The sequence below is a fragment of the Brevundimonas alba genome (genome assembly GCF_011927945.1).
GTDB classification, from domain to species: Bacteria; Pseudomonadota; Alphaproteobacteria; order Caulobacterales; family Caulobacteraceae; genus Brevundimonas; species Brevundimonas alba.
Map to the genome: position 1 here is coordinate 673,532 of NZ_JAATJM010000001.1, position 21,153 is coordinate 694,684.

Annotated in this window: 20 protein-coding genes; 11 read left to right on the top strand and 9 right to left on the bottom strand. The window is 69.0% G+C overall.

Features of this window, described 5'->3' with window-relative positions; all coding sequences use genetic code 11:
• Position 1 precedes the first annotated feature (1 nt).
• From GGQ87_RS03345 to GGQ87_RS03365, 5 genes are all read left to right on the top strand, one after another.
• Positions 2-1,654, top strand: coding sequence for a 2-oxo acid dehydrogenase subunit E2 (locus tag GGQ87_RS03345; protein ID WP_168045283.1), 1,653 nt, complete (start codon positions 2-4; stop codon positions 1,652-1,654).
• 5 nt (positions 1,655-1,659) lie between these two features.
• Positions 1,660-2,130 (top strand): hypothetical protein, encoded by a 471-nt coding sequence (locus GGQ87_RS03350; protein ID WP_168045284.1) that lies wholly within the window; start codon positions 1,660-1,662, stop codon positions 2,128-2,130.
• A gap of 3 nt (positions 2,131-2,133) precedes the next feature.
• The gene (gene lpdA / locus GGQ87_RS03355; protein WP_168045285.1) at positions 2,134-3,531 is read left to right on the top strand and encodes a dihydrolipoyl dehydrogenase; all 1,398 of its coding nucleotides are present in this window, start codon (positions 2,134-2,136) and stop codon (positions 3,529-3,531) included.
• 56 nt (positions 3,532-3,587) lie between these two features.
• Entirely contained in the window at positions 3,588-4,073 is a 486-nt protein-coding gene (locus GGQ87_RS03360) for a hypothetical protein (RefSeq protein ID WP_168045286.1), read from the top strand.
• A 123-nt stretch (positions 4,074-4,196) separates the two neighbouring features.
• The gene (locus GGQ87_RS03365) at positions 4,197-5,261 is read left to right on the top strand and encodes a substrate-binding domain-containing protein (protein ID WP_168045287.1); all 1,065 of its coding nucleotides are present in this window, start codon (positions 4,197-4,199) and stop codon (positions 5,259-5,261) included.
• Positions 5,262-5,310: 49 nt separating this feature from the next.
• Here GGQ87_RS03365 and GGQ87_RS03370 read toward each other — a convergent pair whose 3' ends face one another.
• Positions 5,311-6,396: a glycosyltransferase family 4 protein gene (locus GGQ87_RS03370; protein WP_168045288.1), complete on the bottom strand. Its 1,086-nt coding sequence runs from the start codon at positions 6,394-6,396 to the stop codon at positions 5,311-5,313.
• A 114-nt stretch (positions 6,397-6,510) separates the two neighbouring features.
• On the opposite strand from GGQ87_RS03370, the gene putA reads away from it, so the two are divergent.
• Both putA and GGQ87_RS03380 read left to right on the top strand, forming a co-directional pair.
• Positions 6,511-9,639, top strand: a complete 3,129-nt coding sequence (gene putA, locus GGQ87_RS03375) for a bifunctional proline dehydrogenase/L-glutamate gamma-semialdehyde dehydrogenase PutA (protein WP_168045289.1) — start codon at positions 6,511-6,513, stop codon at positions 9,637-9,639.
• Positions 9,636-9,842 carry a hypothetical protein gene (locus GGQ87_RS03380; protein WP_168044688.1) on the top strand — a complete coding sequence of 69 codons (207 nt, stop codon included), beginning with the start codon at positions 9,636-9,638 and terminating at the stop codon, positions 9,840-9,842. Before putA ends, GGQ87_RS03380 begins: the two co-directional genes overlap by 4 nt.
• On the opposite strand, the gene GGQ87_RS03385 is transcribed toward GGQ87_RS03380, so the two are convergent.
• From GGQ87_RS03385 to GGQ87_RS03395, 3 genes are all read right to left on the bottom strand, one after another.
• Positions 9,825-10,394 carry a hypothetical protein gene (locus GGQ87_RS03385; protein ID WP_168045290.1) on the bottom strand — a complete coding sequence of 190 codons (570 nt, stop codon included), beginning with the start codon at positions 10,392-10,394 and terminating at the stop codon, positions 9,825-9,827. The genes GGQ87_RS03380 and GGQ87_RS03385 overlap by 18 nt on opposite strands.
• A gap of 35 nt (positions 10,395-10,429) precedes the next feature.
• On the bottom strand, positions 10,430-10,720 hold the full coding sequence (locus tag GGQ87_RS03390; RefSeq protein ID WP_342448290.1) for a hypothetical protein: 291 nt from the start codon (positions 10,718-10,720) through the stop codon (positions 10,430-10,432).
• 107 nt (positions 10,721-10,827) lie between these two features.
• Complete coding sequence (locus GGQ87_RS03395) at positions 10,828-11,532, bottom strand: polyamine aminopropyltransferase (RefSeq protein WP_168045291.1); 705 nt, start codon at positions 11,530-11,532, stop codon at positions 10,828-10,830.
• A gap of 182 nt (positions 11,533-11,714) precedes the next feature.
• Between GGQ87_RS03395 and GGQ87_RS03400 the strand changes: the two genes are divergently transcribed.
• Entirely contained in the window at positions 11,715-12,167 is a 453-nt protein-coding gene (locus GGQ87_RS03400) for a PA2169 family four-helix-bundle protein (protein WP_168045292.1), read from the top strand.
• Between the two features lie 46 nt (positions 12,168-12,213).
• Here GGQ87_RS03400 and GGQ87_RS03405 read toward each other — a convergent pair whose 3' ends face one another.
• Both GGQ87_RS03405 and GGQ87_RS03410 read right to left on the bottom strand, forming a co-directional pair.
• Positions 12,214-13,038, bottom strand: a complete 825-nt coding sequence (locus tag GGQ87_RS03405) for a hypothetical protein (RefSeq protein ID WP_168045293.1) — start codon at positions 13,036-13,038, stop codon at positions 12,214-12,216.
• A gap of 125 nt (positions 13,039-13,163) precedes the next feature.
• Positions 13,164-14,381: an RtcB family protein gene (locus tag GGQ87_RS03410; protein WP_168045294.1), complete on the bottom strand. Its 1,218-nt coding sequence runs from the start codon at positions 14,379-14,381 to the stop codon at positions 13,164-13,166.
• Between the two features lie 351 nt (positions 14,382-14,732).
• On the opposite strand from GGQ87_RS03410, the gene GGQ87_RS03415 reads away from it, so the two are divergent.
• Positions 14,733-16,322, top strand: coding sequence for a hypothetical protein (locus GGQ87_RS03415; RefSeq protein WP_168045295.1), 1,590 nt, complete (start codon positions 14,733-14,735; stop codon positions 16,320-16,322).
• A gap of 6 nt (positions 16,323-16,328) precedes the next feature.
• On the opposite strand, the gene GGQ87_RS03420 is transcribed toward GGQ87_RS03415, so the two are convergent.
• Both GGQ87_RS03420 and GGQ87_RS03425 read right to left on the bottom strand, forming a co-directional pair.
• On the bottom strand, positions 16,329-17,249 hold the full coding sequence (locus GGQ87_RS03420) for a hydroxymethylglutaryl-CoA lyase (protein WP_168045296.1): 921 nt from the start codon (positions 17,247-17,249) through the stop codon (positions 16,329-16,331).
• Positions 17,246-18,922 carry an ArnT family glycosyltransferase gene (locus tag GGQ87_RS03425; protein WP_168045297.1) on the bottom strand — a complete coding sequence of 559 codons (1,677 nt, stop codon included), beginning with the start codon at positions 18,920-18,922 and terminating at the stop codon, positions 17,246-17,248. Before GGQ87_RS03425 ends, GGQ87_RS03420 begins: the two co-directional genes overlap by 4 nt.
• A gap of 90 nt (positions 18,923-19,012) precedes the next feature.
• Between GGQ87_RS03425 and GGQ87_RS03430 the strand changes: the two genes are divergently transcribed.
• Together GGQ87_RS03430 and GGQ87_RS03435 are read left to right on the top strand one after the other, a co-directional pair.
• A complete protein-coding gene (locus GGQ87_RS03430; RefSeq protein WP_168045298.1) occupies positions 19,013-19,741 on the top strand; it encodes a glycosyltransferase family 2 protein in 729 nt (242 codons plus the stop codon).
• Positions 19,742-19,853: 112 nt separating this feature from the next.
• A complete protein-coding gene (locus GGQ87_RS03435; RefSeq protein ID WP_168045299.1) occupies positions 19,854-20,279 on the top strand; it encodes a hypothetical protein in 426 nt (141 codons plus the stop codon).
• 106 nt (positions 20,280-20,385) lie between these two features.
• Here GGQ87_RS03435 and GGQ87_RS03440 read toward each other — a convergent pair whose 3' ends face one another.
• Entirely contained in the window at positions 20,386-21,141 is a 756-nt protein-coding gene (locus GGQ87_RS03440; RefSeq protein WP_168045300.1) for a phosphatase PAP2 family protein, read from the bottom strand.
• Between the last annotated feature and the right edge of the window lie 12 nt (positions 21,142-21,153).

The window sequence follows — 21,153 nt, forward strand, 5'->3', positions numbered from 1 at the left end:
GATGGGTCGCTTCGTCTTCAAACTGCCCGACGTGGGTGAAGGCACCGCCGAGGCCGAACTGGTCGGCTGGCACGTCAAGGTCGGCGACACGGTCGCCGAGGACCAGATCATCGCCGACGTCATGACCGACAAGGCCACCGTCGAATTGACCTCGCCCGTCGCCGGCAAGGTCATCGCCGCCCACGGCGAACCCGGCCAGCAACTGGCCGTCGGCTCGCCCCTGATCGAGTTCGAGGTCGAGGGGGCGGGCAATGCCTCCGCCGAAGCCGCGCCCACGCCGAAGCCTGAGCCAATCGCGCCCGCCGCGCCCGCTCTGGAAGCGCCGAACACCTCGTCGGAGCCCGAGCCCGCCGCCGCACCGGCGGCGTCCGGCGCCAACTACGTCTTCAAGCTCCCGGACGTCGGCGAAGGCACCGCCGAGGCCGAGCTCGTCGGCTGGCACGTCAAGGTCGGCGACACGGTCTCCGAAGACCAGATCATCGCCGACGTCATGACCGACAAGGCCACCGTCGAACTGACCTCCCCCGTCGCCGGAACCGTCGTCGCCCTGCACGGCGACGCGGGTCAGCAGATCGCCGTCGGCGGGCCTCTCGTCAGCTTCCAGGTCGAGGGAAAGGGCAATCAGGCGGCGGCTCCGGCTCCCGTGGCTGCGGCCACCGCCCCGAAGGCCGAGGCTGTGCCTGCTCCGGTCGCCAAGGGTCCCGCACCCGCTCCGGCGAAGACCGTCGCCAAACCGCAGGCGGAGGCCTTCACCACCCGCGCCGCCGGCCAGCGTCCCCTCGCCTCCCCCGCCGTGCGCAACCGCGCCCGTGACCTCGGCGTCGAGCTCCAGTTCGTCCCCGGCTCCGGCCCGGCCGGCCGCATCGAGCATTCCGATCTGGACGCCTATGTCGCCAGCGGCGGCCGCGGATCGTCCGTCTCCGGATCATCGACCGGCTCCACCTACGCCCAGGCCGAAGGAACCACCGAGGTCCGCATCATCGGCCTGCGCCGCAAGATCGCGGAGAAGATGGCCGAGAGCGTCCGCCGCATCCCGCACATCACCTACGTCGAGGAGATCGACGTCACCGCGCTGGAAGAGCTCCGGGCCCACCTCAACGCCGCCAACAAGGGCAGCGACAAGCCCAAGCTCAACGTCCTGCCCTTCATCGCCCGCGCGATCGTGGTGGCCCTGCGCGACCAGCCCCAGATCAACGCCCACTACGACGAGGCCGGCGTTCTGACCCAGCATGCCCCGGTCCACCTCGGCATCGCCGCCCAGACGCCCAACGGCCTGATGGTCCCCGTCGTCCGTCACGCCGAGGCGCGCGATCCCTACGACACGGCTCTCGAGATCGCCCGCGTCTCGGCCGCCGCCAAGTCCGGCAAGGCCAGCCGCGAGGAGCTCTCCGGCTCGACCATCACCATCACCTCGCTGGGCACGCTCGGCGGCGTGGTCCACACCCCGATCATCAACCACCCTGAGGTCGCCATTGTCGGCCCCAACAAGATCATTGAGCGGGTCGTGGTGAAGGACGGCCAGATGGTCGTGCGCAAGATGATGAACCTGTCCTCCAGCTTCGATCACCGCATCGTCGACGGCCACGACGCCGCCGTCTTCGTCCAGCGCATCAAGGGCCTGCTGGAGCACCCTGCGACGCTGTGGATGGGGTGAGAGCGATGCGGCTCGATTGGCTGATTGGAGTCGCCACGCTGTCGGTCGTCGCCGAACCTGCTCTGGCCTGCGTGGGCAGCCCCGGTGACGCCGGGATGCGCGCCGCCGTGGCGGAAAAAGATGTCGAACGAAACGACGCCGCTCAGGAAATCTACTTGGCAACGCTGGTCGCTTCTGAGGACGATCGGCGGATTTTCGTTCTTCAGCCGGAAGAGGCGATCATTGGAGCCCTCCCTCCCGCGGAGGTGCGTTCCTTGACCCGAACCTGGACCTCCTGCGGATTTATTCCAACGTATTACGCAGACTGGGATCGACAGCTCTGGAACGGTGAATCGGTGATTGTCGTTAGCGACGCCCGATCCACCTACATCGCGCAGATCGCCGCGCTGGATACGGCTGACGGTGAGCGTGTGCTGGCGCTCGCGCGCGCCCGTCAAGAACGACTGATCGACGATGGTCGCTCGGCCACGGAATAAACAATGACCCAGACCCTCACCACCAAAGTCCTGATCATCGGCGCCGGCACCGGCGGCTATGTCGCCGGCATCCGTTGCGGCCAGCTGGGCCTCGACACCGTGCTGGTCGACGGCGGCGACGGCCTCGGCGGCACCTGCCTCAACGTCGGCTGCATCCCGTCCAAGGCCATCATCCACGCGGCCGGCAAGTTCGAGACCGTGGCCAAGGCCGCGGACGGCGGCACCCTCGGCATCACCGCCGCGAAACCCGCCATCGATCTGCAGCAGACCGTCGCCTGGAAGGACGGCATCGTCCGCAAGCTGAACAACGGCGTCGCGGCCCTGCTGAAGAAGTCGAAGGTCAAGGTCATCAAGGGCTGGGCGAACTTCTCCGACGCCAAGACCTGCACCGTGAAGACCGCCGAAGGCGACATCGTCATCAGCGCCGAACACGTCATCCTCGCCACGGGCTCGGAGCCGGTCGAACTGCCGTTCCTGCCCTTCGGCGGTGACGTCATCTCCTCGACCGAGGCCCTGTCGCTGGACAAGGTCCCGGGCAAGCTGGTCGTGGTCGGCGGCGGCTATATCGGCCTTGAGCTCGGCATCGCCTTCCGCAAGCTGGGCGCCGAGGTGGCCATCGTCGAAATGGCCGACCGCCTGCTGCCGCTCTACGACAAGGCTCTGACCGATCCGGTCGCCAAATGGCTGGAGAAGCACGGCGTCGAACTGCATCTCGGCGCGAAAGCCGGATCGTTCGAAAAGGGCCGGCTCAACGTTACGACCAAGGAAGGCCCCGAGATCCAGCTCAAGGCCGACAAGGTGCTCGTCACCGTCGGCCGCCGCCCCCGCACCAAGGGCTGGGGTCTGGAGAACATGGGGGTCGCCATGGCCGGGCCGTTCGTCAAGATCGACGACCGCTGCGCCACCTCCATGCGCAACGTCTGGGCCGTCGGAGACCTGACCGGCGAGCCCATGCTGGCCCACAAGGGCAGCGCGCAGGGCGAGGTCGTCGCCGAGATCATTGCCGGCCATGACCGTCGCTTCGACCCGGTGACCATCGCCGCCGTCTGCTTCACCGAGCCCGAGATCGTCTCCGCCGGCCTCGGCCCGCAGGACGTCGAGGGCCGCGACGACGTCATCACCGCCGTCTTCCCGCTGGCCGCCATCGGCCGGGCCCTGGCTATTGAGGCGAGCGAGGACGGCGGCTTCGTCCGTGTACTGGCCTCGAAGACCGACCACCGTCTCCTGGGTGTCCAGGCCGTCGGCCAGCACGTCTCGGAAATGTCCAACAGCTTCGCCCAGATGCTGGAGATGGGCGCGGTGCTGGAAGACGTCGCCGGCGTCATCCACGTCCACCCGACGCTCGGCGAAGCCTTCCACGAGGCGAGCCTCCGGGCCCTTGGCCACGCCATCCATATCTAACGACGTTCGACTTTCCCCACGGGAGGCGTAAGCTTCCCGTCGGGGAGGCCAACGCCATGAACACGCCTGCGAGACTGATCGGACTGGTCGTGATTCTGGCTATGGCGGGCTGCGCGTCCACGCCCCGCGGCTTCACGCCATTCATGAACCAGGCCCCGGCCGATCCGGCCGCCTTCGAAATCGCCTTTCAGGTCTGCAGCGCCGAGGTCGCGGCCGGTCGGCGCGAAAGTTTCCGCGACGGGCGCGGCGGATCGGCGGTCGGCGGTATGGCGATCGGCGCGACGGCCGGCGTGGTCACCGGCGCCTCGGCCGCGTCCGGCGCCGGCATGCTGGCCGGCGCCGCGGGCGGAGCGGGGCTCGCGCTGGGTCTGGTCGTGTTCGCACCCCTGGCGTTCTACGGCGTCTCCCGCATCCAGCGCGCCAACAAGGAGCGGGAGATCCAGACCGCCATGACAGCCTGCCTGTCTGAAGAGGGCTACGTCGTCGACGATTGGCGCGTCCCGGCCCGCGGCGCCGCCCCCGCCCTGACGTCTCCGACCTAGGCCGCTCCGGCGGCCGCGCCCGCCGGCTGAGCCGTCGCCGAACCGTCACCATTCCATCCGGCCGTCCGTCACAAACCTGTGGTCCAAGCAGCCCCGACATCATCCGTCGTCGGAGCTTGATCCATGACCCGCACCCTGCTCGCCGCCGTCTCGGCCCTCGCCCTCGTCGGGCTCGCCGCCTGTGGCGATAACCAGAAGGCCGGCGCGCCGTCCGCCTCGGGCGCGGGCATCCTCGCCGTCGGCTCCTCGACGGTCTTCCCCTTCGCCAGCCGGGTGGTCGAGAATTTCGATCGCAGCTGGAATGGCGCGACGCCGCGGGTGGAATCGCTGGGCACCGGCGCCGGCATCCAGAAATTCTGCGAAGGCGTCGGCGCCGGCACGGCGGACATCGCCAACGCCTCGCGGCCGATGAAGAAGTCCGAGTTCGAGCTCTGCCAGAAGAACGGCGTGACCGACATCGTCGAGCTCAAGATCGGCTTCGACGGCATCGTCGTGGCCACGGCCCGCAACGGCCAGGCCTTCAACCTGCGTCTGCAGGATCTCTACCTCGGTCTGGCGAAGGAAGTCCCCGGCGCGAACGGCGCCTTCGTCGCCAACCCGGCCACCACCTGGAACCAGGTCAATCCCGGCCTGCCGGCCCAGCGCATCCAGGTCTATGGCCCGCCGCCCACCTCGGGCACCCGCGACGCCTTCCTCGAACTGGGCATGGCGCCCGGCGCCAAGCTGATCCCGACCCTTGCCTCGATCAGCGACAAGGATCGCTTCGAGGCCCTCGCCCACACCCTGCGTGAAGACAATGCCTGGATCGACTCGGGCGAGAACGATAACGCCATCGTCCAGACCCTGACCCGCACCCCCGGCTCGCTGGGCGTGTTCGGCTTCTCGTTCCTCGAACAGAACATGGACACGGTGAAGGCCGAGACCATCGACGGCATCGCCCCCTCGGCCGACACCATCGCCGACGGCTCCTATCCGCTGGCCCGCAGCCTCTACATCTACGTCAAGAAGCAGCACATCGAGACGACCCCGGGCCTGCGCGAGTTCGTGCTGGAGTTCATGTCGGACGCCTCGGCCGGCCGCGGCGGCTACCTGCAGGACCGCGGCCTGGTGCCGCTCCCCGCCGACCAGCTCGCCGCCCAGCGCGCCATCGCCACCAACCTGACGGTGATGACGGCCCCCGCGAAGTAGGAAGTGATCACCTCCCCATCGGCTCTCAAGGGCGATGGGGAGGCGAACCTTAAGCCGCCGCCTTCTTCCGCAGCCGCGCGATCCGCCGCAGCCGGCGCCAGAAGCGCCCGCGCTCCGGCTCCGGATAGGGCTGCAGGTTCTCCACGAACTGTTCCGCCGACGCCCGCCAGCTGAATTTCTCGGCATAGCTCCGCACCGCCGCCCGGTCGCATTTCAGCGCCTCGAGGCACGCCGTCCGCAGGTCCTTGTCGATGGCCCCGGCGTTCGATCCCGGGATGATGTCGATCGGCCCGTGCGCCGGATAGGCCGCCACCGGCGTACCCGTGGCCATGGCCTCGAGGATCACCAGTCCGAAGGTGTCGGTCCAGCTCGGGAAGACGAAGACGTCGGCGTCGCGGAAGCAGCGCGCCAGCTCCTCGCCGAAGCGCGCACCAAGGAATTTCGCCTCCGGATACTTGGCCTGCAGTTCCGCCCGCGCCGGCCCGTCGCCGACCACGATCTTCGTGCCCGGCAGGTCGGTTTCGAGGAAGGCCTCGATGTTCTTCTCGACCGCCACGCGTCCGACATTGAGGAAGAACGGCCGCGGCCAGTCCGCGCCACCCAGTTCGTCGTAGATCGGCTTCAGGTCCGGATTGAACTGCTCGGTGTCCACGCCCCGCGACCACGGCGACACATTGCGGAAGCCCCGCTCCAGCAGCTCGTCGCGCAGGGTCGGCGTCGCCACCATCAGCCGTCCCGACGGTCGGTGGAACCACTTCATATAGGCGTAGCCGACCTGCACCGGCACGGGGAACCGGGCCGAGATGTATTCGGGGAATTTCGTGTGATAGCTGGTCGTGAAGGGCAGCTTCCATTCCACGCAGATCCGGCGCGTGGCGATGCCGATGGGCCCTTCCGTGGCGATGTGCACCGCCTCCGGCTCATAGGCGCGCAGCCGCTCCCGGATCTCCTCCTCGGCGCCCAGCGCCAGCCGGATTTCCGGATAGGTCGGGGCGGCGATGGTCTTGAACTGGCTCGGCTCGATCACCTCCACCTCGTGACCCATGGCGCGGCATTCCGCGATGGTCCGGGTCAGGGTGCGGACGACTCCGTTGACCTGGGGCTCCCAGGCGTCGGTGGCCAGAACGATGCGCATGTGGGCCGAAAGGCTCCGCCGTTGGTCGGGGAACCGATCTAGCGGTTTGCGAGAGCGTTGGCGAGACGCCGCAGCCTCTCCCGTTTCCGCGCAAAAGGGTCTAGGACGCGCGCCATGGACGCACACGTTTCTCCGCCCCTTTCCCTGTCGCAGGACTGGGATGCGCTGGATCAGGGCAAGTTCGCGGACGAGACCGCCACGGTACGGGGCCTGCTGGCCCGCGTCCCGCTCGACGCCGCGGAGCGCGGCGCGGTCCTGAACGGCGCCGTCGACCTCGTCGAACGCGCCCGCGCCAGCGTCAAGAAACAGGGCGTGGTCGAAAGCTTCCTGCAAGAATTCTCGCTCGGCACCCGCGAGGGTCTGGCCCTCATGTGCCTCGCTGAAGCCCTGCTGCGCACGCCCGACGAGGACACCCGCGACCGCCTGATCGCCGAGAAGATCGGCTCGGCGGACTGGTCGTCGCACCTCGGCCAGTCCGACAGCCTGTTCGTCAACGCCTCGACCTGGGGGCTGATGCTCACCGGCAAGCTGGTCGACGTCGACGAGGAGGCCAAGACCGACCTCCCCGGCTTCCTGCGCCGCATCGTCGGCCGCCTCGGCGAGCCGGTCATCCGCGAGGCCGTCGCCGCCGCCGTTCGCATCATGGGCGAGCAGTTCGTGGTCGGCCGCACGATCGAGGCGGCGCTGAAGCGCTCCAACCGCGAAGGCTGGCTCTGCTCGTTCGACATGCTGGGCGAGGGCGCCCGCACCGCCCACGACGCCGAGCGCTACGAGAAGATCTACGCCGACGCCATCGAGGCCGTCGGCAGGACCTCGAAAGGGCAAGGGCCCGAGGTCGGCCACGGCGTCTCCGTCAAACTCTCCGCCCTGTCGCCCCGCTACGAAGCCACGCACGAGGCCCGCGTCTGGGACGAGCTCTATCCCCGCATCGTGCGCCTCGCGCGCATCGCGGCCAAATACGACATCAACTTCACCATGGACGCGGAGGAGGCCGACCGCCTGGCCCTGTCGCTGAAACTGCTCGACCGGCTGGCGCACGAGCCCGACCTCGGCGGCTGGACCGGCCTCGGCCTCGCCGTCCAGGCTTATCAGAAGCGCTGCCCCGAGGTGATCCGCCGCGTCGCCGAGCTGTCGAAGTCCAGCGGCCGCCGCCTGATGGTGCGTCTGGTCAAGGGCGCCTATTGGGACACCGAGATCAAGCGCGCCCAGCAGTTCGGCCGCACCGACTATCCGGTCTTCACCACCAAGGCCGCCACCGACCTCAATTACCTCGTCTGCGCCCGGCTGATGATCGAGGCCGCGCCGCACATCTACAGCCAGTTCGCCACCCACAACGCCCACTCGCTGGCCGCCGTCTACAAGATGGCCTCCGAGCGTAATGTGAAGATCGAGTTCCAGCGCCTGCACGGCATGGGCGAAGCCCTCTACGACGCCGCCCGCGACGCCTTCGGCCCCGTCACCGTCCGCGCCTACGCCCCCGTCGGCGGGCATGAGGACCTGCTGCCCTATCTGGTGCGCCGCCTGCTCGAGAACGGCGCCAACTCCTCCTTCGTCCATGCCCTGCTGGACGAGCGGGTGCCCGCCTCCGCCGTCGCCGCCGACCCGATCACGACCGTCGAAGCCCATCCCGACCGCCACCCCAAGATCCCGACCCCGAAGGACATGTACATGGACCGCCAGAATTCGCTGGGCCGCGACTACTCCCAGGCCGCCGACCGCGAGCGCCACGTCCTCGCCCTCGAAAAGGTCGACAGCGAAAAGCTGACCTCCGGCCCCATCCTCGGCGGCAAGCTCAAGGCCGGGACCAACTCCCAGCCGGTGCTAAATCCGTTCGACACGACCCAGCTGCTGGGCCACGTCTCGGAGGCGACCGAGGCCGACATCGACGCCGCCGTCGACCTCGCCGTCCGCGCCCAGGTGAAGTGGGACCGCATCGGCGGCGCCGGCCGCGCCCCGACCCTGCGCGCCATGGGCGATGCGCTCGAGGCCGACATGGATCGCCTCGTCGCCCTGCTCAGCCGCGAGGCCGGCAAGACCCTCAACGACGGCGTGGCCGAGGTGCGCGAAGCCGCCGACTTCTGCCGCTACTACGCCATGCTGGCCGAGCGCGACTTCGGCGGTCCGCAGGAGCTCAAGGGCCCCGTCGGCGAGATCAACCAGCTGGTCCTGCACGGCCGCGGCGTCTTCGCCTGCATCAGCCCGTGGAACTTCCCTCTGGCCATCTTCACCGGCCAGATCGCCGCCGCCCTGGCTGCCGGCAACGCCGTCCTCGCCAAGCCCGCCGAACAGACCCCGCTGGTCGCCGCCGAGGCCGTGCGCCTCTACTACAAGGCCGGCCTCAACCCCGACCTGCTGGCCCTCGTCCCCGGCCGCGGCGAGACCGTCGGCGCCAAGCTGGTCAGCCACCCGGGCATCGACGGCGTCGCCTTCACCGGCGGCACCGACACCGCCACCCTGATCAACCGCTCGCTGGCCAACCGGCCGGGCCCGATCATCCCCTTCATCGCCGAGACCGGCGGCCTCAACGGCATGTTCGTCGACACCACGGCGCTGAAGGAACAGGTCATCGACGACGTCATCCTGTCGGCCTTCGGCTCGTCGGGTCAGCGCTGCTCGGCCCTGCGCCTGCTCTATGTCCCGCACGACGCCGCCGACGCCCTGATCGAGGGCCTCAAGGGCGCGCTCGCCGCTCAGGTGGTGGGCGATCCGTCCGACCCCGCCACCGACATCGGCCCGGTCATCGACGCCGACGCCAAGGGGATGCTCGACGCCCACCTCGAACGGCTCGGCAAGGACGCGAAGATCGTCGCCCGCGCCGAACTGCCCGCCGGCGCCGACAAGGGCCATCTGTTCGCCCCGACCATCGCCGAGATCCCGACCCCCGACTATCTGGAGCGCGAGGTGTTCGGCCCCATCCTGCACGTCTGCCGCTACGAGCCGTCGAAGCTGAAGCAGACGGCTTCCAAACTGGCCGAGCGCGGCTACGGCCTGACCCTCGGCGTGCACAGCCGGATCGAGGCCTTCGCCGACGAGGTCGCGCGTCTGGTCCCCGCCGGCAATGTCTACATCAACCGCTCGATCATCGGCGCCGTCGTTGGCGTCCAGCCGTTCGGCGGCGAAGGCCTGTCCGGCACCGGCCCGAAAGCCGGCGGCCCCTACAGCCTGATCCGCTACGCCGCCGAAAAAGCCATCAGCAACAACATCTCCGCCCAGGGCGGCGACCCGGCGTTGTTGAACCTGTGAGTGGGCCAGACCACGAGGCCCTCAGGGCTCTGGCGTGGATGGTCGAGCAGTACCTCTCCACGGGCGAGGAACTGGACACGCTCAGCATGAGCCCAAGACAGGACGCGCTGACGGTTCTCAAGCGTGAAGGTCTGGTGGACTACGACGGCGTTCGGTGCGGCTCGTGGACCGAAGCGGGTCGCCGGTTACTCGACGAGCGCTGACGCGGCCTGCACCCGCGCCTCCCCCCGCGCCGCCTCCCGGAACAGCCACGCCGCCAGCAGCCATCCCAGCGAGAACACGCCGACGATGGCGAAGACGATGTGCTCATAGGCCAGCGCCACGAACCCCGTCCCGAACTGCGCCGCCGCCGTCACCACCATCGCCAGCGCCATCCCCTTCGCCCTGAACCGCGCCACGCAGGCGCCTACGATCGCAATGGCGATGACGGCGAAGAAGATCTGGTTCAGCGGGTTGTTCTCGTTGCCGATGATGCCGACCGCCAGATTCGACCAGGTGATCAGGAAGCTGGTCCCCACCGCCACGATCACTCCGGCCCGATAGGCCAGCTGTCCCGACAGTCTCAGCCCCAGCTCCGCCAGCCCCGCCGCGACCCCCAGCATCACGCCCCAGGCGATGAAGTCGAACGGCGTCCACGGCAGACCCGCGAACAGCGTCGCCGCCAGCGGGATCAGCCAGGCGACGACCGCCCCGCCCCACACCACCATCCGCAGCATCCGGGTCAGCTTCGCGTCCCGCGCCGTCCTGTTGGCCATGACCATGTCTCCACTCATCCGAACTCTCCCCGATGCTAGTGGAAGATGCCGACCGCGGCCTCGACCCAGATCAGGCCGACGATCGCGATTACGAACAGGGCGAAGCCGATGCGGATCACCGGATTGCGCACCCGCCACGCCACCAGTTCGATCAGCGCCCCTCCGCCGATCAGCAGCACCCCCGCGAAGACGAAGTCGGTCGTCGTCCAGTTCACCTCCTCGGTGAACCGCATGGCCACGACGGGCGCCAGCATGATCAGGGCGACCGCGCCCCAGCCCATCATCCGCAGGACCTTCCACAGCTGGTCCAGATCTTGGTTCGTCACGTTCATCTCGTCCTCCACGTCGTCATCGACCCGGCGACCGTGCCGCGGCCGCCGGTGAACGGCATGAGCGAAATGTGAGCAGTTGCTGAAAGCGTCGCCGCAGGGGCTCACCCGGCCGGGCCGGCCACATAGACGCTGCAGGTCGAGGCGCCGCCGGTCAGCGGATTGTCGAACGCCACCACCTCCGCCCGCACCGCCGGGAACACCGCCGCCAGCACGGCGAGGAAATCATCGTCCGGCCCCTCGTCCGACCACATGGCGAACACACCCCTCTCGCTGAGCGCCTCCCTTACCCGCGTCAGCCCTTCCACCGAATAGAACCGCGCATGGTCAGGATGCAGCAGGGCGCGCGGCGAGTGATCGATGTCGAGCAGCACGACGTCGTACCGTTCCTCCGCCACCCGCGGCGCAGCGAACCAGCCGAAGAAGTCGCCCAGCGTCAGCCGGCAACGCACCTCCTTCCCGAGGCTGTCGCCGATCGGCACCAGCCCCGCCTGATGCCATTCGATCACCGGCGCCAAGGCGTCGACGACCTCCACCGACGCCACCCGCGGATCGGCCAGCGCCTCGCGCGCCGTATAGCCCAGCCCCAGTCCCCCCACGAGCACGCGCAATCCTTCGCCCGTCGCGGCGGCCAGCCCCCGAACCGCCAGCTCCGTCTCGCCGACCGTGAACAGGCTCGACATCAGATGCTCCTCGCCGAGGATCACCTCGACGACATCCGCATCAATGGCCGCCACCCAGCGCCGCCTCAGCACCAGCGGCCCCATCGCGGTCGGGCGATAGTCCAGTTCCTCGATCAGCCGTCCCATTCCGTTCTCCAGCAGCCGCAGTGAAAGGAGCCTGAGGGCGAACGGCGTCGAACGCCACCCTCGGATCCTTGAAAGGCGTCGTGCTTCCACGCACGGCCTCATCCCGCGATTGTGAGCCCACTCTCCGGAACGGCGAAGGCTCCATCCCGCTTAAGGCAGCCCAACGACAACGGAGAGCCTGAATGAACACGCACGATGATCGCGCCGTGAAGGTCCTGAACAGCCTGATCGAAACCACGATGGACAGCGCTCACGGCTATCGCAACGCCGCCGAAGGCGCCGACAACCCGGAGTTCAAGACGCTGTTCTCGCAAAATGCCGGCAAGCGCGAGGAACTGTGCCGCCGTCTCCAGCAGGAGGTCCGCACCTTCGGAGGCGAACCGGAGGACGACCAGTCGCTCCTGGGCCGCATCCACAACAAGTTCGCCCAGATGCGTGGCGACCTGATGGGCCGCGACGACAAGGGCGTCATCGATGAGGTCGAGCGCGGCGAGGACTTCATCAAGGCCAAGTTCGAAGAGGCGTCCCGCGACGCGGACCTGCCCGACCCCGCGCGTCAGGTCGTCACCACCGCCTATGCCGAGGTCAAGGCCGACCACGACACCATCAGCCGCCTCAAGCACCAGATGCACTGACGCGGCCTCCGGGACGGCCCTGCCTGAGCGGCGGGGCCGTCTCTCGTCAGGCTGGTGCGTGCGCCGCCTTGAGACGCTTCGGCGCGCCGCCGCCGGTCCAGCCCAGATAGCCCGCCAGTGCGCCGGCGAGCAGGCCGAGCGAGACGGTCAAGGCCGGAGGCAACTGGCTGTAGGCGGAGAAGACGCCGCCCAGCACTGGCATGTTCGGTGCGAACCACATCACCACCGCCTGCAACACCACGAAGAACGTCACGACCAGCCAGGACGCGCCGTTCCTGCGGTTCATGAAATACAGCCCCATCGCGAATACGGCGACCAGACCGTCGCTGATGACGATCGTGTCGAGAACCTCGCGCGGGCCCTCGCTGCCGATGACATTCATCCACGGGAAGGCCGCGCCCATCAGCCGGCTGAACGGCGACTCGAACAGGATCAGCGGCGTCGCCAGCATATAGCCGGCGTGAAGCCTGACGTTCCGCCGGTTGCGCAGGGCCAGGTAGAACAAGGTCAGATAGGCGGCGATCGCGACCGCCATGCCGATTCCGAACGAGGGTCCAAGCAGACCGATGAACGGGCCCTCCTGCGCCGCATACCGGGCCGCCGAGACATTGATGATCATCACGAAGCCGGCGATCAGCAGCGGGAACATGACGAAGCTCGCCTTGCCCACGGTCCGGTGGAGGGCCGCCTGCCGATGATGGATGGCGACGCTCTGGGCGATCAGCAGCACCAGCCAGCTGGTGGCTGTGAGGGCATGAACATGGAAGGCCAGGGCCACATGGCCGATCAGGGTGAAATAGCTCGCCCAGAACCCGCCCAGCACGACGAGCAGGACCACGCCCACGAAATAGTGCCCATATTTGTATGGCATCGACCGCTCCCCCGAACCGAACGGTGATATCCGGACTCCCCGTCGCGGTAAAGCTCTGCCTCACGGGACGGATACGCCGCCCCCAACGACGAAAGCCGGCTCCACCTGCGTGGAACCGGCTCCCGTCATCCCTTGACGCACACCACCTGACGCAGGGTGTGCACGACCTCGATCAGGTCGGTCTGGGCCGCGATGACCGCATCGATGTCCTTGTAGGCCATTGGGGTTTCGTCGATCACCTCGGCGTCCTTGCGGCATTCGACGCCCTCGGTAGCGCGGACGTGGTCCTCCACCGTGAAGCGCCGCTTCGCCTCGGTCCGGCTCATCGCCCGACCGGCGCCGTGCGAGCAGGTGCAGAACGAGTCCGCATTGCCCTTGCCGCGCACGATGAAGGACTTCGCCCCCATCGAGCCGGGGATGATGCCCAGCTCATCGAGCTTGGCTGACACCGCGCCCTTCCGGGTCAGGAACACGTCCTTGCCGAAGTGGCGCTCCTTCGAGACGTAGTTGTGGTGGCAGTTCACCGCCTCCTGCGTCGTCTCCAGATCCGGCCAGAACGCGCGCAGCACGTTCAGGACGCTGTCCATCATTACCTCGCGGTTGGCGCGGGCGTACTTCTGCGCCCACGACACCGCCTTGATGTAGTCGTTGAAGCCTTCCGACCCTTCCGGGAAGTAGGCCAGATCCTGATCCGGAAGGTTCAGGAACCAGCGCCGCGCCTCGTGCTTGGCCCGCTCGATGAAATAGGTCCCGAAGCGGTTTCCTACCCCGCGCGAGCCCGAGTGCAGCATCACCCACACGTCTCCCGCTTCGTCGAGGCACAGCTCGATGAAGTGGTTGCCCGTGCCCAGCGTGCCCAGATGGCCGAAGCCACGCGGGTGCGCCGCCTTGGGGTGTTTCTCCACCACGGCGTCGTAACCGGCTTTGAGGTCGGTCCAGCGGGTCACGGCCGCAGCCGGGGGCTCGCCGGCCCAGGCGCCCTTGTCGTTGCGTCCGCCGTTGTCGGTGCGGCCGTGCGGAACGGCCGCCTCGATGGCGGAGCGGATGCCCGACAGGTCGTCCGGCAGGTGTTCGGCGCGGATCGAGAGCCGCACCGCCATCATTCCGCAGCCGATGTCCACGCCCACGGCGGCCGGGATGATGGCCCCGACGGCGGGGATCACCGACCCCACCGTCGCGCCTTTCCCCCAGTGCACGTCCGGCATGACCGCGACGTGTTTGTGGATGAACGGCAGCGAAGCCACGTTCTTCAGCTGCGCCAGCGCCGCATCCTCGATGGGCACCCCCCGGGTCCACGCCTTGATCGGCGCTCCCGGGCTTTCAATTACGTCATAGCCGCTCATGGGCGACGTCTCCTTCTCTGTGATCCTTCCGGACCGGCGCGGCGGAGTCTCGCGGATACAAGAAACCCCTCCGGCCGGTGGCGGGAGGGGTTGCTGGAAAAACCGAAGTCGATGGACCCTTGCTCCTATGCACCCCCCACGCGCGCGCCAATGCCCTCGACCGGCTGGCGGTCAAGCTGCATGGGCAGGCTTGTGTTGGTGCGATAGGCGAACATGGGTCGTCTCGTTTTCGGGAGGGCGCTGATATCCGAACCGCAACGGTAAAGCCAGCGGGTTTTTCGGCTTCAACCTTCACTGTTGACGCAGAATTACGGCCAAGCCAACGTTCGGCGTCTCTGGAGAAACCGATCGATGCGGCGCGTTTTGCTGACCCTGCTCCTGTCATGCCTCGCCGTCCCGGCTCTGGCCGACCCCGCCGGCATTCGGGTCAGCCCGACCCCGGAAGGCGTGCGCGTCGACTACAGGCTGGCAGGTCCGGCGTCCCGCCTCGCCTTCCCGTCTGCCGTCTCGCCCGAGGCGCGCATGACGGCTCTCGACGAAGGCGTGACGGTCGCGCCCGACGGCCTGACTTCCCTTCAGCCGCGCGCTGATTTCAGCCTGCTGTTCGGCCCCGACAGGGTGCGGGTCGACGCCACCTATCCGGTCGTGTCGCGTCTCGGCGAGGGCTGGATGATCCACCTGCCGTCCCTGCTCGCCGATGTCGGCGACGGGCTCGGTCCGGAGGACGTGGTGATCGAGCCCGGCCCCGGCTGGGCCGTCGTCGCAGGCCCGGTGGAGCCGTCGGCCGACGGCTTCGTCTACGTCGGGCCCGACGTGTCGTCGCCGACCGAGGGGACGCGCACGATCATCGACCCCGCCGTACCGGTCTGGCTCACCGACGACGCTCGCGCGGCGCTTGAGACCAGCAACGCCTTCTTCGCCGAGGGTCTGGCCATTCCGGCGCCCGGCCGTCCGGTCCTGCTGATGGGCGCCCTGCCGCCCGAGGATCGCTCCACCTACGTCGGCGACGTCACCGCCAACGGCGTCATCAATCTCCAGTTCGCGACCCGGATGCTGCCGGCCGGACGGGACAGCCGCTTCACCGATCTGGTCGTGCCGTTCGTCGCCCACGAAACCTTCCACGTCTGGCAGGGGAACGGCTTCCGCGACGAAGAGGGGATCAACGGCCGCTGGCTCACGGAGGGATCGGCCGAATATTTCAGCCTGCTAGCCCAGGCCGCGCAGTCGCCCGAGGCCGCCGGGCGCAGCCGGCAGGTGCTGGCGCGGCGCTTCGGCGCCTGCCTCTCGGCCATGGACCTCAAATCCGAGGGGCTGCTCCACCTCGACGAGGCGGCCGCCCAGGCGACGCGCTACGATTGCGGCACGGTCAGCCAATGGCTGGCCGACCTGCAGACCCGCTCCAGCGGCGGCCTGTTCGGCATCTGGCGCGGCCTGCTGACCCGGCCTGACGGCTATGGCGTGTCCGAGTTTCGGGCCCTGCTGGCAGAGCACCCTTCGGCCGGAGATGCGGGTCAGGCGGCCCTGCTCGACGGTTCGACCGAGATCCGGGGCGCCGTCGTCTCCGCCCTCGACGCCATGGGCGCCAGGCTCAGCCCCGCCGATCCCGGCCGCGTCGCCTGGGCCCAGGCCGCCCTCTGGCCGCTGCTGAACAGCAGTTGCTCCGGCCAGCGCGGCATCCGCACGGACGACGGCCGCTTCTTCCTCGACACCGGCGACCGCTGCGGCTCCCTGTCCGGCGATCTCCAGGCCGTCTCGATCGACGGGCAGCGGTTCGACGTCTCGGCCGAAGCCGCCTTCCACGCCGTCGAGGCCGCCTGCGCTTCGCGAGGCGCGGTCACCGTCGGGCTGATGGATGGTGAAACGGTTCGCGAGGTCGAAGCCTCCTGCAGCCGCGCCGCATCGCCGCCGCCGCCCGCCTACACCATCGCCAGCATCCCCTGACGGGGCTCAGACAGCCTTCGGCCAGCCGCCCGCGCGGCTGAGCGCGCTCGGCGCCGGGCGGCCGATCTTCTCGCCGATCCAGCGCGCCGTCCCAATCAGGGCGTCGAGGTCGTAGCCGGTCTCGAACCCGGCCCGCTCCAGCATGTAGACGAGGTCCTCCGTGGCGATATTGCCCGTCGCGCCCGGTGCGAACGGGCAGCCGCCGATGCCGCCCACCGAGGCGTCCAGCACGTCAACCCCGGCCTCCACGCCGGCATAGGCGTTGGCCAGCCCGGTGTTGCGCGTGTCGTGGAAATGCAGCCTCAGCACCGCCTCGGGCGCCGCCTTGCGCGCCGCCTCGACCTTCCTCGTCACCGCCCACGGATCGCCCACGCCGATGGTGTCCGCCAGCGCGATCTCCCCGACCCCCAGCGCCGCGATCCGGCCCACCAGATCGGCGACCTGATCCACCGACACCTCGCCGTCGAACGGACAGCCCCAGACGCAGCTCAGCGTCGCCGACAGCGAGGGCGCCGCTCCCGGCTGTCCCGCCGCATTGGCCCGTCCGGCGACGATATCCGCCAGCATCTGCACCTGCTGGTCGACGGTCAGTCCCTGGTTCTTCAGCCCGAAGCCGTCGGTCGCAGACATGGCCACATTGACCTCGTCCACGCTGGTTCCCAGCGCGCGGTCATAGCCCTTGCCGTTCAGCACCAGACCGATGCGGCTGCGCCCCGCCTCGTGCGGCAAGGCCGCCATGACCTCCTCGGCGCCCGCCATCTGCGGCACGTATTTCGGATGGACGAAGCTGACCGCCTCGATGCGCCGTGCCCCCGCCGCCTCCAGCCGCCGCACCAGATCGGCGCGGACGGACGGCTCCAGCACGGCCTTCTCGTTCTGCAGCCCGTCGCGCGGGCCGACTTCCACGATGCTTATGCGCCGGCTCACTCCGGGGCGCTCCCGCGGGGCTCGCTCCCGGGCGGCGCATAGACGGTCAGGCTGACGTCGTCGCCGGTCGAATAGTTGTGGCCGTTGACCACCCCCACAGCCCGCCCCGTGACGCCCAGCTCGGCCGAGGCGGTGCGGAAGGCGTCGGCGTCGCGCCCCTCGACGATCACCGGCCGCCCCTCCGCCAGCGCCCGCGCCGCGCCCGCCGCGTCGGCCAGCTCGGTCTCGCGCCCGGTCAGGAAGACGAAGCTCGGCTCGTGGAAGCCGGTGATCGCCACCGGCCCCGGCCGTCCCTGCCGCGGATGCAGATCGGCCCGCTCCAGCACCTTCTGAAGCTGCGGCGCGACGGCCAGAGGCCGCAGCTGCCGGATCGTCCCCGCCAGCCCGGCATGCGCCACGACGCCGAGGGCGATCGCCGCGATCACCGCCGTCACCGCCGCCCGGTGCAGCAGCAGGAAGGCCCCGATCAGCCCCGCCAGCGCCGCGAAAACGATCGTGATCGTCGCCCAGGTCTGGGCTGTGGACCGCCCGAACTCGGTCAGCCCGTAAACCGTCGCAGCCACGATCGCGAGGCCGCCGATTAGCGACAGCGCCGCTCCGGCGTAGCGCGAGATCGAGCCGATCGGCCGCGTCAGCGCCGCCGCCGCCAGCAGGGCGATCGCGCCGAACGTTGGCAGTGTGTAGTGCGGCAGCTTGGTCGGGGTCAGCTCGAAGATCAGCCAGGCCGGAACCAGCCAGCAGACGAGGAACCGCACCGCCGGTTCCGCCCGCCTGTGCCAGCCCGTCGACAGCGCCGCCGGCAGCAGCAACGCCATCGGGAACAGCAGCAGCGGCGCCAGCAGCAGGAAATAGCCCGGAGGCGCGCCATGGCTCTCATGCCCGCCGGCGATCTTCGGCGCCAGATCGCCCATGATGGCCTCGCGCCAGAAGCCTCCGTCGGTGGCGATGGTGATCGCGATAGCCCACGGCCCGACCAGCAGCGCCACGAGCGGCAGTCCCCAGCCCCAGCCGAGCCGTCCCAGCCATTTCACGTCCCGGTCCCACAGCGACAGCAGCAGTATGGCCGGAACCACCACCACCAGCCCCACCGGTCCCTTGACCAGGATGGACAGCCCGAGCCCGAGCCAGAACATCAGCTTGTGCGGTCGCCGCGGCACCTCCCCGGCCCGCGTCGCCAGATAGATCCGCGCCAGACCGGCCATGGCCAGGGTCACCGCCGCGCACAGCATGGCGTCGGTCTTGGCGATGCCCGCCTCGGTCGACAGCAGGAAGGTCGCGCCCAGCATGGCCCCGGCGAGGAAGCCGGCTCTCTGGCCGAACATCGCCGCCCCCGCCCAGGCGCAGGCCGCTGCCGCCAGCATGGCCGCGAGAATGGACGGTATCCGGTATGGCTGGATGTCCCGGTTCTCGACCTTCGACGTCGCCGACACCGCCGCCGCCTGCATCCAGTAGATGCCCACCGGCTTCTTCCAGCGCGGCTCGTCCTGGAAGCGGATGTCGACATAGTCGCCGCTCTCCAGCATCTGCGAGGTCGCCTGCGCATAGCGGCTCTCGTCGCGGTCCAGTGGCGGCAACAGCATCAGCACCGGCAGGCCGGCGAACAACGCCACCAGCGCGGCGAGCACGGGGCCCCGCCAGCCGGCGATGAAACGGTCGAGATCGGGGCGCATCATGTTCATCTTCCTAACACGCACATTCGCGCGGCGTCAGCCATCCCGCGGCCTGGCCTCCCGCTCCCCCGCGAAACCCGCTAGAGAACGGCGATGATCGAGCAGACCCCCGACATCTCCGTCGTCGTTCCCGTGCATGACGAGGAAGGCGCCGCCGGCCCGCTGGCGCGGGACATCGCCGCCGCCTTCGCCGGCCGGTCCTACGAGATGGTTTTCGTCGACGACGCCTCGCGCGACGGCACCTTGGCCGAGCTGCGCGGCCTGATGACGGAACTCCCCGCCCTGCGCGTGCTCAGCCATGGGCAGAACGCCGGCCAGAGCCGCGCCGTCCGCACCGGCGTGCTTGCGGCCCGCGGCGCCATCGTCGTCACCCTCGACGGCGACGGCCAGAACCCGCCAGCCGACGCGCCCCGTCTGGTCGATCTGCTCACCGCCTCGCCCCCGACCGTGGCCCTCGTCGGCGGCGTCCGCGCCAGCCGTCAGGATTCCGAAGCCAAGCGCTGGGCCTCGCGCTGGGCCAACCGCATCCGCAAGAAGCTGCTGGCCGACGACGCCGACGACACCGGCTGCGGCCTCAAGGCCTTCCGCCGCGACGTCTTCCTGCGCCTCCCCTATTTCGATCACATCCACCGCTATCTGCCGGCCCTGATGATCCGCGAGGGCTACGAGAACCGCTATCTCGACGTCGGCCACCGCCACCGCGAGACGGGCCGCTCCAAATACACGAACTGGGGGCGGCTGATGGCCTCCCTGTCCGACCTTCTCGGCGTCATCTGGCTCAAGTCGCGCTCGCGCCGCCCCGGGGCGATCTCGGAATTCTGACCGTTCCCCCCGCAGGCGAGCAACCGTAGCGGTACGGAGCGAACGGGGGTATTCATCGTTAACAAGCGGAGCCGTTTCGGCTCCCGAAGCGCCTCGACCCGGAGCCACAGCCATGCTGATCGCCCTGCCGCTGCTCGTCATTCCGGTGGTCATCTATGCGATCGTCATCCTCACCGGCGTCGTCGGCACAGGCGGCGTCGCCGCGGCCGAACAGGCCCTGCGCGATCCGCTCTTCTCCATCCCCATGGTCTCGGGCAGCAGCTGGAACATCGGCAGCGGCGATCTGATCCTGTTCCTGTCGCTGATCCTGCTGTTCTTCGAACTGCTGAAATCGACCTCCAGCCAGAAGGTCGCCATCGTCAATCACGCCCTGTCGATGATCCTGTTCGTCGCCTGCATCGTCGCCTTCCTCCTGTTCAAGGGCTTCGCGACCTCGACCTTCTTCCTCATCCTGACGATGATCATGCTCGACGTTCTCGCCGGCTTCATCGTCACCATCATCTCGGCCCGCAAGGACCTGGAGTTCGGAGCCGGCTGAGGCAGCAGGCAGCAGGCAGCAGGCAGCAGGCGTGATCAGAGTGTCGGGGCCGGCGTCAAGCGCAGCCGATCCTGCTGCCTGCTGCCTGCTGCCCGCTGCCTGACCTCTACGCCTTCCCGTCCTCATCCACCGGCAGCGTGTGCGTCGCCTGCGGCCGCGCCTGCTGACGCCGCTGGATGGCGTAGGCGACGAGCCACAGCGCCATGGCCCAGGCCGCGCCGACGCTCCAGCCCGCCAGCACGTCGCTGGCCCAGTGCGCCGCGAGATAGACCCGCGTCAGCCCGACGATCAGCGTCAGCAGCAGCGCAACCCCCATGACATAGGCCTTGAACCGCCGCTTCGGGAACGCCCGCGTCAGCATCACCCCGATGCTCAGATAGAAGACTGCCGACAGCAGGCTGTGCCCGGACGGGAAGCTGGCGTTCATCGTCTCGACCGCCTGCAGGGCCTCCGGCGGTCGCTCGCGCCCGAACAGGGCCTTCAGCCCCTCGCTCAACGTCACCCCGCCGGCCAGACCCAGCACCAGCAACAGGGCCGACAGCCGCTTGCGCTGCAGAATCAGGAAGCCGAGCGTGATCAGGGCGAACAGCCCCAACACCGACAGCCCACCGAGCGCGGTCAGGTCCATCGCCGCCTCTTCCAGCCAGCCCGGTCCCCACGGATCCGCCATCGCCCCCGGCCGCATCGCCTCCAGCACGGCCTGATCGAAGGCCCGGCCGTCCGCCTCGGTCATGTCGTCGGCCAGTTCGACGAAGGTCATCACCCCCAGCGCCACGATGAACAGGGCGCTGACCGCGACGATCTCTGTCCGCGCGATGCGAAGGGCGCGACGGATGAAGGCGGTAATCTGGGCGGGGGTCATCGGCGGGAAACG

Bases quoted from the DNA above. Each gene is read 5' to 3' on its own strand.
- GGQ87_RS03345 (WP_168045283.1), top strand. From the start codon at position 2: ATGGGTCGCTTCGTCTTCAAACTGCCCGACGTGGGTGAAGGCACCGCC.
- GGQ87_RS03350 (WP_168045284.1), top strand. From the start codon at position 1,660: ATGCGGCTCGATTGGCTGATTGGAGTCGCCACGCTGTCGGTCGTCGCC.
- lpdA (WP_168045285.1), top strand. From the start codon at position 2,134: ATGACCCAGACCCTCACCACCAAAGTCCTGATCATCGGCGCCGGCACC.
- GGQ87_RS03360 (WP_168045286.1), top strand. From the start codon at position 3,588: ATGAACACGCCTGCGAGACTGATCGGACTGGTCGTGATTCTGGCTATG.
- GGQ87_RS03365 (WP_168045287.1), top strand. From the start codon at position 4,197: ATGACCCGCACCCTGCTCGCCGCCGTCTCGGCCCTCGCCCTCGTCGGG.
- GGQ87_RS03370 (WP_168045288.1), bottom strand. From the start codon at position 6,396: ATGCGCATCGTTCTGGCCACCGACGCCTGGGAGCCCCAGGTCAACGGA.
- putA (WP_168045289.1), top strand. From the start codon at position 6,511: ATGGACGCACACGTTTCTCCGCCCCTTTCCCTGTCGCAGGACTGGGAT.
- GGQ87_RS03385 (WP_168045290.1), bottom strand. From the start codon at position 10,394: ATGGCCAACAGGACGGCGCGGGACGCGAAGCTGACCCGGATGCTGCGG.
- GGQ87_RS03395 (WP_168045291.1), bottom strand. From the start codon at position 11,532: ATGGGACGGCTGATCGAGGAACTGGACTATCGCCCGACCGCGATGGGG.
- GGQ87_RS03400 (WP_168045292.1), top strand. From the start codon at position 11,715: ATGAACACGCACGATGATCGCGCCGTGAAGGTCCTGAACAGCCTGATC.
- GGQ87_RS03405 (WP_168045293.1), bottom strand. From the start codon at position 13,038: ATGCCATACAAATATGGGCACTATTTCGTGGGCGTGGTCCTGCTCGTC.
- GGQ87_RS03410 (WP_168045294.1), bottom strand. From the start codon at position 14,381: ATGAGCGGCTATGACGTAATTGAAAGCCCGGGAGCGCCGATCAAGGCG.
- GGQ87_RS03415 (WP_168045295.1), top strand. From the start codon at position 14,733: ATGCGGCGCGTTTTGCTGACCCTGCTCCTGTCATGCCTCGCCGTCCCG.
- GGQ87_RS03425 (WP_168045297.1), bottom strand. From the start codon at position 18,922: ATGATGCGCCCCGATCTCGACCGTTTCATCGCCGGCTGGCGGGGCCCC.
- GGQ87_RS03430 (WP_168045298.1), top strand. From the start codon at position 19,013: ATGATCGAGCAGACCCCCGACATCTCCGTCGTCGTTCCCGTGCATGAC.
- GGQ87_RS03435 (WP_168045299.1), top strand. From the start codon at position 19,854: ATGCTGATCGCCCTGCCGCTGCTCGTCATTCCGGTGGTCATCTATGCG.
- GGQ87_RS03440 (WP_168045300.1), bottom strand. From the start codon at position 21,141: ATGACCCCCGCCCAGATTACCGCCTTCATCCGTCGCGCCCTTCGCATC.